We start from the raw sequence: 14247 nt of genomic DNA, 5'->3' as shown, positions 1-14247 counted from the left end.
CTCTGTCTTCTGCTGGTGGTCCTTGACTTACGGAATATAGAGGAGCAAGCTTCAGTTAGAACCTATAACGAACACGAGAAGCAATAACTAAGCAATAACTAAGGAGCTCTGACCGTCATGGACACCGAGACCGCCGAGGGCAGTGAGGCCGTCGCAGACGTGGTGACCGAAGTCGTCCTCCCAGGTGTCGTGGAGCCGTCCGGCCTCGAGATCCGTGTGCGCCCCGCGCCGGAGCCCGCGGCGGGTGAGGTCGTCCTGGCCCTGGAGGCCTCCGGGGTGTCGTTCGCCGAACAGCAGATGCGCCGCGGCAAGTACTACGACCAGCCGCCGTACCCCTTCGTGCCCGGCTATGACCTGGTCGGCGTCGTGGTCCGGGCCGGTGCGGGGGTGGACGATGCGCTGGTCGGCCGACGCTTCGCCGCTCTGACCAAGGTGGGAGGCTGGGCCGGCCAGGTCGCCCTGCCCGCTGTCGGCCTGGTCGAAGTCCCCGGCACACTGGACGCCGCCGACGCCGAGACCGTGGTCGTCAACGGCATCACCGCCTGGCAGATGCTGCACCGCATCGCCAAGGTCCGCGCCGGACAGACCGTGCTGGTGCACGGGGCGAACGGCGGAGTGGGCTCCACCCTGGTGCAGTTGGCCACCCATGCCGGTATCCGGGTGATCGGCACCGCCTCGCCCCGCCATCACGACGCGGTGCGCGCGCTCGGCGCGACTCCGCTCGACTACCGCGCGGCCGATCTGTCCGTCCGGGTGCGGGAGTTGGTGCCGGGCGGAGTCGACGCCGTCTTCGATCACGTCGGGGGTGACGGCATCGTCGACTCCTTCGGGCTGCTGGCCCGGGGCGGCACGCTGGTCTCCTACGGCACTGCGGCCACCCGGGACGTCGCCGGATCCTCCAAGCTGCCGGTCCTCAAGCTCGTCGGGCGACTGTTCCTCTGGAAGCTCCTGCCCAACGGCCGGCGTACGCACTTCTACAACATCTGGGCGGGCAAGCGCCGTTCGGCAGCCTTCCACGACCGCCTGCGCACCGACCTCGGCCAGGTGTTCGCCCTGCTCGCCGACGGCGCCATCACCGCGCAGGTCGCGGCCCGCATCCCGCTCAGCCGGGCCGCGGAGGCCATGCGGCTGGCCGAGTCCGGCACCGTCACCGGCAAGGTGATCCTCGTCCCGGACCTGACACAGGAACAGATCTAGGAATACGTGGTGGAACTCCCCACCGGGGCCTGACGGTTCGGATCGGGTCCGGCACTGGAGGCCGACCGACTCGCCCAGGGGGATGTACGAGTCCCCGGGGTGGTAGACGCTGTCGACGACGAAGTGTGACGAGGGCGGGCGAATGGCACCGATCAGCCGAAGAGGCTTTGTGGGGCTCGGCGCATCCGTGGCGACGGGCGCCGCGATGGGCGTCGGTTCGCGCCCGGCGGCCGCCGCCGACAGCGCGGCGACGGCGACCGGCACGATCTCGGACGTACAGCACGTCGTCACCCTCATGCAGGAGAACCGCAGCTTCGACCACTACTTCGGCCGCCTCAAGGGCGTCCGTGGACGTACACGGTGGCCGCGAGCGGTTCGGCGGAGGACTTCTTCAACGCGGTGGCCCACCAGGACGGTTGGTACGACTTCACCATCACCGTCGACTCCGACGCGAGCTGGTCGCGCCGGTTCAGCGGGCACATCGAGACGGGCGCGGCGAGCGTCAGTGGCTGACGCGCCCGTAGAGATCCGGGCGCGGGGCGAGTTCGACGGTCACCCGGCCGCCGCTCTCCTGCGCCCGGACCCCCGCCTCGGCGGCGGCGGACGCCGCGTACCCGTCCCAGGCGCTGGGCCCGGTGACCCGGCCCTCCCGGGTGGCGTCCACCCAGGCCTGCACCTCGCGGTCGTAGGCGTCGGCGAATCGTACGAGGTAGTCCTGCGCCACGTCCTGGCAGGCACCGCCGGCCGTCGTCACGACCATCGTCCGCTCGTCCCCGATCCGTGCGCTCCCGGTCTCGCAGACCGCCTCGCACCGCACCTGATAACCGAAGCCGGAGTTGACGAAGATCTCGACGTCGACCAGGGCGCCTTCCGAGGTCTCGAACAGCACGAACTGGGGATCGAGCAGGCCCTCCGGGGCATGCGAGGACGGTTGGGGGCGCAGCACGGTCACGGCCGTGAGTTCCTGGTCCAGCAGCCAGCGTGCCGCGTCGATCTCGTGCGAGACGGAGCTGTTGACCAGCATCGCCGAGGTGAAGTCGGCCGGCGACGAGACATTGCGGTGCGTGCAGTGCAGCATCAGCGGACGGCCCAGCCGCCCGCTGTCCAGCAGGGACTTGAGACGCTGGTACTCGGCGTCGTACCGCCGCATGAACCCGACCTGCGCCAGCCGCCGCCCGAGCCGCGTCTCGGCTTCCACCACGCGCAGTGCGCCGGCCGACTCAGGCGTCAGCGGCTTCTCGCACAGCACGGGCAGGCCGCGCTCGAAGGCCGCGAGCAGTGCCTCCTCGTGCGCGGGTCCGGGGGAGGCGATCAACACCGCCTGTACGCCGGGCGCGTCGAGCGCGGCCGTCACCTCGGCGTGGACCGAGACGCCGTCGATCCCGGCCGCCGCCTCCTTGGCCCGGGCGGTCTCGGGATCCGCCACTGCGGCGACCCGAGCGCCGTTCACCACTCGGTCGATCCGCCGTATGTGGTCGGCCCCCATGTGTCCGGCACCCAGGACCGCCACACCCAACAGTTCACTCACGCGCTCCGCACCTCTCCTGCCGACAGCTCGATGCAACCCTTGCGATCCGATTGTCGGCCGGAAAGATCAGTAACGCAGCACCCCGGCGATCCCTTTCGCGTCCCCGAGGCTGCCGTCGGGCACGAAGCGGACCTCGGCGCCGGTCTCCAGACACTGTTCGACGATCTCGTCGACGATGTCCTCCCGGGCGTCCATGTCACCGCTCTCGGCCGGGACGAGATGGTCGCCGCCGTCGTCGCGGACCGTCACGCGGTAGTTCTCCTCGACGGCCAGCAGCCGGATCCGGCCCTCCGACGCGTTCTGCCACACCTCGTCGACCCCGGCGGCGAACTCCTTGCGCCCGCGGGCCGTTTCGAGTACGCGTGCCACCTCGTCGGTGTTCTTCTTCTCCTCGGCGGTGATCAGTGGACGTACCGCCTGCCACACCGTGTCGGGGGTGGCGTGCGCGAGGCCGCCGTGCGGGATGTGCGCCGCGTCCTTGGTGACCGTGCCGATCTCGTCGAGGAAGGAGAGGGCGGCGGTCTCGCCGGTGATGTACAGCGGGCGCGGGAGTTCGCGCAGGACGACGCCCATGGCCGTGTCGGCCTCGCGCAGGAAGCGCCGGGTCCCCTCGTCTCGGAAGGTGCTCGGCATGTCGCCGATCTGCTCCTGGCGCTCGGCGTCGAAGTTCTCGCGGTCCCTGGTCAGCGGGAAGCCGCCGGTGTGGTCCTCCACAACATGGCCGCCGCCGCCGTTCCACAGCGTCACCCGGTCGGCCGACACCGCGAGCACCCAAAACGGCCGCTCGGAGACCTGTGCGGCGACGAGATTGCGGGTCAGGAAGGTGTCCGAGAGCACCACGCGCTCGGGCACGGTGCGGGCCAGCGACCAGACCTGGTGCTCACCGGGGGCCGCGAAGATCGCCAGGCCGTCCTCGGCGTGCGCCAGATCGACCTCGGCCAGCGCCCGCTCGAGCTGCTCGACGACATCGCTGCGCCGTTCGCGGGTGACCGAGGGATCGGCTTCCAGCTGTTTCTTGGCCTCGGCCACCACATTGCGCAGCCGCACCGGATCCTGTGCGTTGTCGGGCTCCCGGCGGTGTGTCGGTGTCAGCACGGACACCGCGGGATAGGGCCGCGGCCTGCGCAGCTCGGTCAGGGTTGCGGTACTGAGAGCGTGCTCCATACCTGCACGATAAGACTGATTCGGTTATCGGGCATTTGGTGCAATTGATTGCTAGGGTCGCTCGCGTCGCCAGATGGCGTTTTCCCCATCGCCGTCACTGGACGACGATGCCTCCACCGTCATAGGACGCCCATGACGCAGGTCGACACCGAAACCCAGACGCCGCCCCCCGCCAAACTGACGCTGCTGACGCTCACCACCATGGTGGTCGGCTCGATGGTCGGGGCCGGGGTCTTCTCCCTGCCGCGGCGGTTCGCCCAGGAGACGGGCGTCGCCGGAGCCCTGATCGCGTGGGCCGTCGCCGGTACCGGCATGCTGATGCTCGCCTTCGTCTTCCAGCGGCTCGCGATCCGCAGGCCCGACCTCGACGCGGGTGTCTACGCCTACGCCAAGGCGGGCTTCGGCGAGTACCTCGGCTTCTTCTCGGCGTTCGGCTACTGGGCCAGCGCCTGCGTCGGCAACGTGACGTACTGGGTGCTCATCATGTCGACCATCGGGGCGATCGCACCCGCGCTCGGCGACGGCGACACCGTGCTCGCGGTCGTTCTCTCCTCGGTCGGCCTGTGGTCGTTCTTCCTGCTCATCCGCCGAGGGGTGAAGGAGGCGGCGGCCATCAACCGGATCGTCACCGTGGCCAAGATCGTGCCGATTCTCGTCTTCGTCATCCTTGCGTTCTTCTACCTGGATCCCCATGTCTTCGCCGAGAACTTCGCCGGCGCCGACTACGCCGGATCACTCTTCCAGCAAGTCAAAGGCACCATGCTGGCCACGGTCTTCGTGTTCCTCGGCGTGGAGGGCGCAAGCGTGTACTCGCGGCACGCCAAACGCCGTGAGGACGTGGGCCGGGCCACCGTCCTCGGCTTCCTGAGCGTCTTCGCCATCTTCGCCTCGGTCACCATCGTGTCGTACGGCATCATGCCGATGAGCGAGATCGCCGAGCTGCGGCAGCCGTCCATGGCCGGGGTCCTGGAGCACGCCGTCGGCACCTGGGGCGAGGTCTTCGTCAGCGTCGGCCTGATCATCTCGGTGCTCGGCGCCTATCTCGCCTGGACCCTGATGTCCGCCGAGGTGCTGTTCGTCGCCGCCAAGGACGAGGACATGCCCCGCTTCCTCGGCCGCTCCACCGCCGCCGACGTGCCCGTCCCCGCGCTGGTGATGACGACCGTGCTGACCCAAGTCGTGCTGGTCGTCACCCTGTTCTCGGACGACGCGTTCAACTTCGCGCTGGATCTGACCAGTGCGCTGACGCTGATCCCGTTCCTGCTGGCGGCGGCCTTCGCGGTGAAGATCGCGCGAGGGCGTCTCGGCGGTGACCTTGTCATCGCCGCACTCGCCACCGTCTACACCGCGTTCCTCCTCTACGCCGCCGGGCTGAAGTACCTCCTCGTCTCCTTCATCATCTACGCGCCCGCCACGGTCCTGTTCGTGATGGCCCGGCGCGAGCAGGGCAGACGGCTGTTCTCGCCCCGTGAACTCGTCATCCTCGCCGTCTCGGTGGCCGGCGCGATCCTTGGGATCGTCGCCCTGGCACTGGGCTGGATCAGCCTCTGACCTGGAGAAAGGCACACCGTGACCAGTCAAGACAGCATGAACCGCCCGGCGTACGGCGTCCACTCCGAGGTCGGCAGACTGCGCAAGGTGCTGGTCTGCGCGCCCGGTCTCGCGCACCGCCGGCTCACCCCCACCAACTCCGACGACCTGCTCTTCGACGACGTCATGTGGGTGGAGAACGCCCAGCGCGACCACGCCGACTTCGTCAACAAGCTGCGTGAGCGCGGTGTGGACGTCGTGGAACTGCACGACCTGCTCGCCCAGACCCTGGCGATCCCCGTGGCCCGGGACTGGCTCCTGGACCGGAAGATCACCGCGAACGAGGTCGGACTCGGACTCATCGACGACACCCGGGCCTTCCTGGAGTCCCTCGAACCCGCCCGGCTCGCCAAGTACTTGATCGGCGGTCTGGCCACCGCCGATCTGCCGGATGAATTCCGCTCCGGCTATCTCGCCCTGGCCCGCGAGTCGACGGGCGGACGCGAATATCTGATGCCGCCGCTGCCCAACACCCTCTACACCCGGGACACCACCTGCTGGCTGTACGGCGGCGTCACACTCAACCCGCTCTACTGGCCCGCCCGGCACGACGAGACGCTCCTGATGAAGGCCATCTACACCTTCCATCCTGACTTCGCGGGCTCCACCGTGTGGTGGGGAGACCCCGAACTCGACTGGGGCCAGGCCACGTTCGAGGGCGGCGACATCATGCCGGTCGGCAACGGCATCGTGCTCATGGGCATGAGCGAGCGCACCTCACGGCAGGCCATCACTCAGGTCGCGGCCGCGCTGTTCCAGAACGGCGCGGCCGAGCACGTGATCGTCGCCGGTATGCCGAAGCTGCGCTCCGCCATGCACCTCGACACCGTCTTCACCTTCGCCGACCGCGACCTGGTCACGCTCTACCCGACCATCATGGAAGCGGTCCACACCTTCTCCCTCCGCCCGAGCGACAAGGCCCCCGGCATCGAACTCACCGACGAGGGCTCGCGCCCCTTCACCGACGTCGTGGCGAAGGCGCTCGGCCTGTCCGAGCTTCGGATCGTCGAGACGGGCGGAGACGTGTACGCCTCCGAGCGGCAGCAGTGGGACAGCGGCAACAACGCCGTCGCCCTGGAGCCCGGCGTGGTGTTCACCTACGACCGCAACACCCAGACCAACACGCTGCTGCGCAAGGCCGGGATCGAGGTCATCACCATCGTCGGCGCCGAACTGGGGCGGGGCAGGGGCGGCGGCCACTGCATGACCTGTCCGATCGTGCGGGACCCCGTGGAGTTCTGACGCTCAGAAGGTGTCCGGATCGGCGGCGGCCCAGTCCGCGTCCCAGGAGGCTGGCGGCTCCTGGAGCAGGACCCCGGGCGCGAGCCACTCGTAGAGCTCGGCGTAGGACCGGACGGTCGTCGGGTCCGTACGCCGCCGGAGGTGGTGAGGCGTGAGGGCGCCCGGATCCCGTACGCCCATGGCGGCCATGATCTGACTCGCGCTGCGTACGGTCGCGCGCTGGTAGCGGTGGACGCGCTCGGACTTGTCCGCCACGTCCAGGGCACGGACCCGGCGCGGGTCCTGCGTCGCGACCCCCGCAGGACAGGTGTTGGTGTGGCAGCGCTGGGCCTGGAGGCAGCCGACCGCGAACATCATCGCGCGGGCCGCGTTCGTGTAGTCCGCGCCCTGCACCAGCCGTTTGACGATGTCCGAACCGGTGGCGACCTTGCCGCTCGCGCCGATGCGAACGCGGTCGCGCAGCCCGGTGCCGACCAGCGCGTTGTGCACGGTGATCAGGCCCTCGGTCAGCGGCGTACCGATGTTGTCGGCGAACTCCAGCGGCGCGGCCCCCGTACCGCCCTCCGCGCCGTCGACCACGATGAAGTCGGGCGTGACGCCTTCCGCGAGCATCGCCTTGCAGACGGCGAGGAACTGGCGGCGCGAGCCGACACAGAGCTTGAAGCCGGTCGGCTTGCCGCCCGCCAGCTCCCGCATACGGGCGAGGAACCGCACCATGTCGCGCGGCGTCGAGAACACCCGGTGATACGGCGGTGAGATCACGGTCTCACCCACCGGAACGTCGCGCGTCCGGGCGATCTCGGCGTTCACCTTGGCACCGGGCAGGACCCCGCCGATGCCCGGTTTCGCCCCCTGGGAGAGCTTCAGCGACACGCACTTCACCTCCGGCAGCGCGGCCTTGTCCGCGAACTCCCGTGCGTCGAAGTCACCCTCGGGGGTGCGGCAGCCGAAGTACCCCGTGCCGATCTCCCAGATCAGGTCGCCGCCGCCCCGCAGGTGGTACTCCGACAGACCGCCCTCGCCGGTGTCCTGCGCGAAACGGCCCCGCGCGGCACCCTTGTTGAGCGCCAGGATCGCGTTCGAGGACAGCGCCCCGAAGCTCATCGCGGAGACGTTGAGCAGGGCCATGTCGTACGGCTGGGTGCAGTCGGGTCCTCCGACGCGGACCACGGGCGGCTCGTCCGGTACCTCGACCGGGCGCATCGACGGCTGAAGGAACTCGTACCCGTCGGCGTACACGTCCCGCTCGGTGCCGAACGGCTCCTCCGCCTCTATGCCCTCGGCACGCCCGTACACGATGCTGCGCACGGCACGGTCGTACGGGCGCCCGCCGTAGTTCCGCTCGACGAGGTACTGCTGGAGCTCCGGTCGCAGCGCCTCCATGAGGAAGCGGAGATGGCCCAGCAGGGGGTAGTTCCGCAGCACCGAGTGGCGGCGCTGCACCAGGTCCCACACTCCGAGCGCGGTCAGGGCCAGCAGGACGCCCGCCGCGCACCACCACCACGGCGAGACGGCCCACACCAGGACCAGCGCCCCGGCCGCGCCGAGGGCGACGAGCAGCAGCAAGAGCATCCGGCGCACACCATGAGTCAAACCCACAGGAACGGCATGCACGGGGGTGACTGCGCCGATCAGGTGACGGAACCCCGCGGGTGTGGTTCAGCTGTTCGAGTCCGGTGCGCAGGAGCTGCCGCTGTCCGGCAGGGAGCCGTACAGCAGGAAGTCGTCGACTTTCCGGTGCACGCACTTGGAGGACGTGTACCCCGTGTGTCCCTCGCCCTTGTTGTCGAGGACGACGGCCGACGAACCGAGCCGCTTGGCGGTCTCCAGGGTCCAGCGGTACGGGGTGGCGGGGTCGCCCCGGGTGCCGACGAGCAGCATCTTCGGGGTGTGGACGTCGCGCACCTTGTCGCGGATGTAGGCGGTGCCCTTGGGGCGGCCGTAGCACATCAGCACCTGGGTGAGCCGGTACTGGCCGAAGACGGGGGACGCCTCCTCGTACGCGGCGCGCAGCTTGTCGATGTCCCGGGTGACCTGGTCGGCGGTGGGCCGGTCGGGGTCGTCCGCGCAGTTGATCGCCATCAGGGCGGCGGTGAGATTGTCGAGGGGGACGTCCGCCTCGTCGACGAGTCCGCCGTCCTGTCGGACTGCCGCGGCGGCGTTCGGCAGGGCGGCGCCTCCCGACAGCTGCAGGAGCCCGCGGGTGTCGCCGTCCTCGACCAGTGACTTGAGGGCCTGTTCGAGCGTGGGCCACGTCTGCTTGCTGTACAGCCCCTGACTGATGGCGCCCACCAGGTCCTGGCCAGAGAACTGCTGGCCGAGGTCGGTCGGAACCGGGTTCTCGTCGAGAGAGCCGACGAGTTCGACGACCTGTTGCCGGGCGCTGCGCGGATCCTGCCCGAACGCACAGGCCACGTCCTTGGTGCACCAGGTGAGGAAGTCCTCCAGCGCGGTCTGCTGCCCCTCGGCACCCACCAGCCCCTGCTCCGTCAGCGGCTCGGTGAGCGTGTCCACGCCGTCGAACACCAGCCGACCCGTCTTCTTGGGGAACTGGGCCGCGTACACCGCACCCAGCCGCGTTCCGTACGAGAAGCCGAGGTAGTTGAGCTTCTTGTCACCGAGCGCCTGGCGCATGACGTCCATGTCCCGGGAGGCATTGACCGTCCCTATGTACGGCAGCACGGGGCCGGAGTGCTTGGCGCACTGGTCGGCGGCGTGCTTGACCACTTTCAGGGCGGCCTGCGGATCACTGCTGTCGGGGGTGCCGTTCGTCGCGTCTGCGGCCTGGTCGGCGCCCTCGCCGCAGCTGACGGGCGAGGACTGGCCGACACCTCGGGGGTCGAAGGTCACCACGTCGTAGCCGTTCGTCAGGCCCATGAATTCTTTGCTGTCGAGGGCCAGCTGACTGATTCCGGCGCCTCCGGGACCGCCGAAGTTCAGCAGCACGGAACCCCGTGACGTACCCGTCGCCCGGTAGCGGGCCATCGCCACGTCGAGCGTCCCGCCGGTCGGGTGCGCGTAGTCCAGTGGGACGGTCACCTTCCCGCACTGGTAGTCCTTGGGCATGCCCTCGCCCTCGCAGGCGGCCCACTTGATCTTCTGGCGGTAGAAACGGGATAGGTCGGGGCCGTCGGCAGCCGTCGCCACCGCGGGCAGTCCGGCTGCCAGCAGGGCCAGCGTCGCGGTCGCGGCTCCGGCGAACGCGCAGCGGTGGTGCACGGACAGCATGCAAGCCTCCAGGGACGCCCGGCGGTGTACCGCCGGTGCCTTCACGATCACGATAAGCGCGGGTCCTGGGCCACGCCTCTCGGCGAGCGGGACGGGCCGTCGTGCCTTACCCTGCGTGCCGCATGGCGTTACCCTGCGTGCCGCATGGCGTTACCCTGCGTGCCGCGCGGCGCCACCCTGCGGGTCGCACGGGCCGCGCGGCGCCACCCTGCGTGCCGCGCGGCGCCCGGCTCTCGCGCCGACGCCCGGCGCGAGGGCCCCCTGCGTCAGTTCGAAAACCGTGACGCTCGTTGGAGTGAAAGACCGATAAGCCATAACTCGGATGGTTCTCCCGCGTTTTACGCCATGCGGGCGAGCGTCCGTGACCATGTCTGGAAGGCAGGGAACCTATGAAACGGGTTACCCGAAATGGTTTGATCGTCGCGGCCGCCGCTTCGGGCGCGCTGGCCGTGACCATGCCGGCGCACGCCGACTCCGCGGCGGACGGCGCCGCGGCCGACTCCCCAGGGCTGATCTCCGGCAACACCATCCAGCTCCCGGTGCACATTCCGGTGAACGTGTGCGGGAACACCGTGAACGTGGTCGGGCTCCTGAACCCGGCGGCGGGCAACAGCTGCGCCAACCAGGGCGGCGGCGGAGCGAAGGGTTCCGGCGGCACAGCCGGCGGTGCCGTCGCGCACGGCAGCGGAAAGGATTCGCCAGGTGTGCTCTCGGGTAACACCCTCCAGCTCCCGGTGCATCTCCCGGTCAATGTCAGCGGCAACTCCGTGACCGCGGTCGGCCTCGGCAACGCCGCCGTCGGCAACGAGTCCACGAACACCTCCGGCGGCCGGCCCCACCACCCTGCCCCGAAGCCGCCCAAGGCGCACACACCGGCACATGCACCCCAGTACAGCCCGTCGCGGCCCGTGGCCTCCCTCGCCCACACCGGCACGGACCAGACGGTGCCCGCGATCGCCGGGGGTGCGGCGCTGGTCCTGGGCGGGGCCGTCCTGTACCGGCGATTCCGGCCCGCCGCGATTCGCTGACCCACGGCCCGCCGAGGACGGAAGGCCCCACCGGGCTCGTGACCGGTGGGGCCTCCGCGGCTCGCTCAGCCGATGTCGTCGCGGAGGATGCTGTACCGCACGCCGTCGCGCCACCGCCCGTCGCGGAACACGACACTGCGGAGCACGCCCTCGCGGGTGAACCCCACTTTCTCCAGGGCGCGTTGCTCGGCGATGTTGTCCGACTCGGTGTCGGCCTCGATGCGCATCACGAGCGTGTGGGCGAAGAGGTACCGGACCAGTTGCCGCTGCGCTTCGGTCCCCACGCCCTTGCCGCGTGCCTCCGGCAGCAGACCGATGCCCATGTTCCAGTAGTGCGTGGTCCGGGTGGAGACGATCTTCCGCCAGGCGACGAATCCCAGGCGCTCGTCGTCACGCACCACCATCAGATGACCCGCGTCGTCGGTGATCAGGCCGTTCTCCGCCCACTGGCGCCGCCAGCGCCCGGTGTCCCACCAGCCGAACCACTGAAAGGGTTCGGCCGTCTCCGGATCCATCAGGAACCGCTCCATGACGGACAGGTCGTCCTCGGTCACCGGGCGCAAGGTCACGTGATCGACGCTCATGAGTGGCAACCCTATGCGCGCGGCCGCCAACACTGTCCCGGATCAGGCCAGTTGATGCTCGGTCCTCGGCCAACTCCGACGCCTCGTCGAGTGTTGGCCGCTGCAATCTTCGTGGAGATCGGGAAGGATTGCCGCGGTGCGGACGATCACCGCACCCCGCCGCACCACTCCGACGAAAGGGAGCGCCCCTATGACCTCTGCGGGACCCGAAGACCTCGTCGTCACTCGAGCCTCGCTCGACGACTGGAAGGTGGTCGGCGGATGGGCGGCGGACGAGGGATGGAATCCCGGGCTGTCCGACGGCGCGAGCTTCTTCGCCCAGGACCCCGAGGGCTTTTTCATCGGCCGGATCGGCGGGGAACCCGTCTCGGCCATCTCGGTGGTCACCTACGGCGCCGACTACGCCTTCCTGGGCTTCTACCTCGTACGCCCCGACCTGCGCGGCCGCGGCTACGGCCTCACCACCTGGAAGACGGCCCTCGCGCATGCGGGCGGCCGGACGGTCGGCCTCGACGGAGTGGTCGCGCAGCAGGACAACTACCGTCAGTCCGGCTTCGAACTCGCCTACCGTACGGTCCGTTTCGGCGGGGTGGCGCCCGCGGGGGAGTCGTCGGGAGTCCGGCCCGCCGAGGAGGCGGACCTCGCGGCGATCACGGCGTACGACAGTGCCAGCTATCCCGCCGACCGCCCGCGCTTCCTGGAGCGGTGGCTGACGGGCCCGGGGCACCGCACCTTCGTGCGCCTGGCCGCCGACGGGCGCCTCACCGGCTACGGCGTGATCCGCCCGGCCCGCGACGGTCTGCGCGTCGGCCCGCTGTTTGCCGACTCCGCCGACGACGCCCGCGCGCTCTTCTCCGCGCTGGCCGCAGACGCCGCCGGAAGCGAGGTCGCCATCGACGTCCCCGAGACGAACGCGGCGGGCATCGCCCTCGTGGAGGAACTCGGCCTCACCCCCTCGTTCGAAACGGCTCGTATGTACACCGGCCGGGTCAGGCCGTTCGCCCAGAAGCGCGTCTACGGCGTCACCACACTGGAGCTCGGATAGAGGGGGGCTCCGGCCTGCGGTTCCCGCCGGGCCCGGTGGCGGGCAACCACGCCTACGGCCAGGCTGGTGTCATGCGACGACGTGTGCCCATCGGGGTGTTGGCGCCGACCGCGGCGGCGCTGATGATGCTGTCCGCTTGTCATACCGTCACGGCCGCAAGCGCCGCGCGGGCGACAGCGGCAGTGGCAGCGGCGGCTGCGGGTTCGACTGCGACGGCGACTGCGACGGCGACTGCGGGTTCGACGGCGACGGCGACTGCCACGGCAACTGTCACGGCCGGTGACGTGTCCCGGCAGGTGGACATTGGCGGCGGGCGGAAGATCTATCTGCACTGCCGGGGAAGCGGCAGCCCGACCGTCGTCCTCGAGTCGGGGCTCCACGACTCGTCCGACACCTGGACCATCACGGACACCCGTCCGCCGGTGCCGAAGGCGCCCGCGGTCTTCCCGGGCGTCGCGGAGTTCACCCGCGTCTGCACCTACGACCGGCCCGGAACGGTCCGGTACACCAACCCTCCCGCCCTCACTGCGCGGAGCACCCCGGTGACCGGTACGCGAGCGCTCCCGGACATGGTGCGCGACCTCGACAAGGTGCTGACGGCGGGGCACGTGCCCGGTCCCTACCTGCTGGTGGGTCACTCCTTCGGGGGCATGGTCACACGGTTGTACGCGCAGCAGCATCCGGAACGGACCAGCGGCCTCGTCTTCGTCGACTCGTTCGGTACGAACATCAAGCCGCTTTTCGGCACGGACTGGGCCGCGTACGTGCGGCTGCTCAACCATCCGGGCACGCCCTTCGACAACGACCCGGCCTTCGAGAACGTCGACATCGACGGTGCCGTCGCCGCGGTCGACCGTGCCGGTCCGCTGCCGAAGGTACCGCTCGCCGTCCTCAGCAAGACGGAGCCCTTCGCCGCCCCCGCGGGAACCCCGAAACCGCTGCTGACACGACTGGAACGGGCCTGGCCACGGGTGCAGCAGACCCTCGTGGAACTGGCACCGCAGACCCCTCACTTCCTCGCCACGGGGAGCGACCACTACGTGCAGGTCCACGACCCCGACCTCACGATCAGCGCGATCAGGCTCGTCGTGGGCCGGATCCCGCACGCGTGATCCCTACGGGTGACCGTCGGCAGGGCGCCGCGCGGGAAAGGCACGCCCGCGCCCCACGGCCACGAGATGCGATGGACGACCATGCTGAAACCTTCACATCAGTGTGAAGGCAAGCGCATGCGCCGGGGAGAGCGATGAAGATCGGTGAGCTGTCACGCCGCACCGGCGTCCCGACCCGGATGCTGCGGTACTACGAGGAGCAGCGCCTGCTCCACCCCGAGCGGGCCGACAACGGCTATCGCGCGTACGGCGATTCAGCAGTCCAGTGCGTCCAGCAGATCCGCGGGCTGCTCGACTCCGGACTCACCACCGAGATCATCCGCGCCATCCTGCCGTTCCTTTCCGCCCCGGGCGGGATCCATCTCCACCCCGAGTGCCTCACCCCGGAGACCGCCGCACTGCTGCGCGGCGAGATCGACCGCATCCAGAGCCGCATCGACTGCCTGGCCCGCAATCGGGACGCGCTGCGGGCCTATCTGGAGGCGGTCCAGCCGGATCGTGGCGACCAGGGCCGGGCTGTCGACCAAGA

Annotated in this window: 13 protein-coding genes and 2 pseudogenes; 10 read left to right on the top strand and 5 right to left on the bottom strand. The window is 69.8% G+C overall.

Going from position 1 to position 14247, the window contains the following annotated elements; genetic code table 11:
* The first annotated feature begins 117 nt into the window (after nucleotides 1-117).
* The 3 genes and pseudogenes from ACZ4WS_RS15270 to ACZ4WS_RS15260 form a co-directional block, all read left to right on the top strand.
* Nucleotides 118-1197 (top strand): medium chain dehydrogenase/reductase family protein, encoded by a 1080-nt coding sequence (locus tag ACZ4WS_RS15270; protein ID WP_467980583.1) that lies wholly within the window; start codon nucleotides 118-120, stop codon nucleotides 1195-1197.
* Nucleotides 1198-1339: 142 nt separating this feature from the next.
* A pseudogene (locus ACZ4WS_RS15265) lies at nucleotides 1340-1549 on the top strand (alkaline phosphatase family protein); the annotation flags it as partial.
* Nucleotides 1543-1710 (top strand): annotated as a pseudogene (locus ACZ4WS_RS15260) (phospholipase domain-containing protein); the annotation flags it as partial. The pseudogenes ACZ4WS_RS15265 and ACZ4WS_RS15260, both read left to right, overlap by 7 nt.
* Here the strand turns inward: ACZ4WS_RS15260 and ACZ4WS_RS15255 are convergent.
* Both ACZ4WS_RS15255 and ACZ4WS_RS15250 read right to left on the bottom strand, forming a co-directional pair.
* Nucleotides 1700-2725 (bottom strand): Gfo/Idh/MocA family protein, encoded by a 1026-nt coding sequence (locus ACZ4WS_RS15255; protein WP_467980581.1) that lies wholly within the window; start codon nucleotides 2723-2725, stop codon nucleotides 1700-1702. The pseudogene ACZ4WS_RS15260 and the gene ACZ4WS_RS15255 sit on opposite strands and share 11 nt — an antisense overlap.
* A 66-nt stretch (nucleotides 2726-2791) precedes the next feature.
* Complete coding sequence (locus tag ACZ4WS_RS15250; protein WP_467980579.1) at nucleotides 2792-3889, bottom strand: baeRF3 domain-containing protein; 1098 nt, start codon at nucleotides 3887-3889, stop codon at nucleotides 2792-2794.
* Nucleotides 3890-4021: 132 nt separating this feature from the next.
* Between ACZ4WS_RS15250 and ACZ4WS_RS15245 the strand changes: the two genes are divergently transcribed.
* Nucleotides 4022-5440 carry a basic amino acid/polyamine antiporter gene (locus ACZ4WS_RS15245; protein ID WP_467980577.1) on the top strand — a complete coding sequence of 473 codons (1419 nt, stop codon included), beginning with the start codon at nucleotides 4022-4024 and terminating at the stop codon, nucleotides 5438-5440.
* Between the two features lie 36 nt (nucleotides 5441-5476).
* Nucleotides 5477-6721, top strand: coding sequence for an arginine deiminase (gene arcA, locus ACZ4WS_RS15240; RefSeq protein WP_467981083.1), 1245 nt, complete (start codon nucleotides 5477-5479; stop codon nucleotides 6719-6721).
* Between the two features lie 3 nt (nucleotides 6722-6724).
* Here the strand turns inward: arcA and ACZ4WS_RS15235 are convergent, their stop codons facing one another.
* Together ACZ4WS_RS15235 and ACZ4WS_RS15230 are read right to left on the bottom strand one after the other, a co-directional pair.
* Nucleotides 6725-8293, bottom strand: a complete 1569-nt coding sequence (locus tag ACZ4WS_RS15235) for an FMN-binding glutamate synthase family protein (RefSeq protein ID WP_467980576.1) — start codon at nucleotides 8291-8293, stop codon at nucleotides 6725-6727.
* An 87-nt stretch (nucleotides 8294-8380) separates the two neighbouring features.
* Nucleotides 8381-9949: an alpha/beta hydrolase gene (locus ACZ4WS_RS15230; protein WP_467980574.1), complete on the bottom strand. Its 1569-nt coding sequence runs from the start codon at nucleotides 9947-9949 to the stop codon at nucleotides 8381-8383.
* 389 nt (nucleotides 9950-10338) lie between these two features.
* Here ACZ4WS_RS15230 and ACZ4WS_RS15225 point away from each other — a divergent pair, with 389 nt between their 5' ends.
* Entirely contained in the window at nucleotides 10339-10977 is a 639-nt protein-coding gene (locus ACZ4WS_RS15225) for a chaplin (RefSeq protein ID WP_467980573.1), read from the top strand.
* 65 nt (nucleotides 10978-11042) lie between these two features.
* On the opposite strand, the gene ACZ4WS_RS15220 is transcribed toward ACZ4WS_RS15225, so the two are convergent.
* Nucleotides 11043-11561 (bottom strand): GNAT family N-acetyltransferase, encoded by a 519-nt coding sequence (locus tag ACZ4WS_RS15220; RefSeq protein WP_467980571.1) that lies wholly within the window; start codon nucleotides 11559-11561, stop codon nucleotides 11043-11045.
* Nucleotides 11562-11751: 190 nt separating this feature from the next.
* Here ACZ4WS_RS15220 and ACZ4WS_RS15215 point away from each other — a divergent pair, with 190 nt between their 5' ends.
* The 4 genes from ACZ4WS_RS15215 to ACZ4WS_RS15200 form a co-directional block, all read left to right on the top strand.
* Complete coding sequence (locus ACZ4WS_RS15215) at nucleotides 11752-12606, top strand: GNAT family N-acetyltransferase (protein ID WP_467980569.1); 855 nt, start codon at nucleotides 11752-11754, stop codon at nucleotides 12604-12606.
* 136 nt (nucleotides 12607-12742) lie between these two features.
* On the top strand, nucleotides 12743-12889 hold the full coding sequence (locus tag ACZ4WS_RS15210; protein ID WP_467980567.1) for a hypothetical protein: 147 nt from the start codon (nucleotides 12743-12745) through the stop codon (nucleotides 12887-12889).
* 1 nt (nucleotide 12890) lies between these two features.
* Entirely contained in the window at nucleotides 12891-13718 is an 828-nt protein-coding gene (locus tag ACZ4WS_RS15205) for an alpha/beta fold hydrolase (protein ID WP_467980565.1), read from the top strand.
* A 134-nt stretch (nucleotides 13719-13852) separates the two neighbouring features.
* On the top strand, nucleotides 13853-14247 hold a 395-nt coding region (locus ACZ4WS_RS15200; RefSeq protein ID WP_467980564.1), incomplete at its 3' end, for a MerR family transcriptional regulator.

The organism is Streptomyces sp. NPDC029292 (genome assembly GCF_055569295.1).
The sequence above is the reverse complement of the archived record's forward strand: the minus strand, read 5'-3'. Positions and strand labels throughout refer to the sequence as shown.

What these genes read in the sequence shown, in the direction of transcription:
- ACZ4WS_RS15235 (WP_467980576.1), bottom strand. Translation starts at nt 8,293, where the DNA reads ATGCTCTTGCTGCTGCTCGTCGCCCTCGGCGCGGCCGGGGCGCTGGTC.
- ACZ4WS_RS15225 (WP_467980573.1), top strand. Translation starts at nt 10,339, where the DNA reads ATGAAACGGGTTACCCGAAATGGTTTGATCGTCGCGGCCGCCGCTTCG.
- ACZ4WS_RS15270 (WP_467980583.1), top strand. Translation starts at nt 118, where the DNA reads ATGGACACCGAGACCGCCGAGGGCAGTGAGGCCGTCGCAGACGTGGTG.
- ACZ4WS_RS15220 (WP_467980571.1), bottom strand. Translation starts at nt 11,561, where the DNA reads ATGAGCGTCGATCACGTGACCTTGCGCCCGGTGACCGAGGACGACCTG.
- arcA (WP_467981083.1), top strand. Translation starts at nt 5,477, where the DNA reads ATGAACCGCCCGGCGTACGGCGTCCACTCCGAGGTCGGCAGACTGCGC.
- ACZ4WS_RS15230 (WP_467980574.1), bottom strand. Translation starts at nt 9,949, where the DNA reads ATGCTGTCCGTGCACCACCGCTGCGCGTTCGCCGGAGCCGCGACCGCG.
- ACZ4WS_RS15250 (WP_467980579.1), bottom strand. Translation starts at nt 3,889, where the DNA reads ATGGAGCACGCTCTCAGTACCGCAACCCTGACCGAGCTGCGCAGGCCG.
- ACZ4WS_RS15215 (WP_467980569.1), top strand. Translation starts at nt 11,752, where the DNA reads ATGACCTCTGCGGGACCCGAAGACCTCGTCGTCACTCGAGCCTCGCTC.
- ACZ4WS_RS15245 (WP_467980577.1), top strand. Translation starts at nt 4,022, where the DNA reads ATGACGCAGGTCGACACCGAAACCCAGACGCCGCCCCCCGCCAAACTG.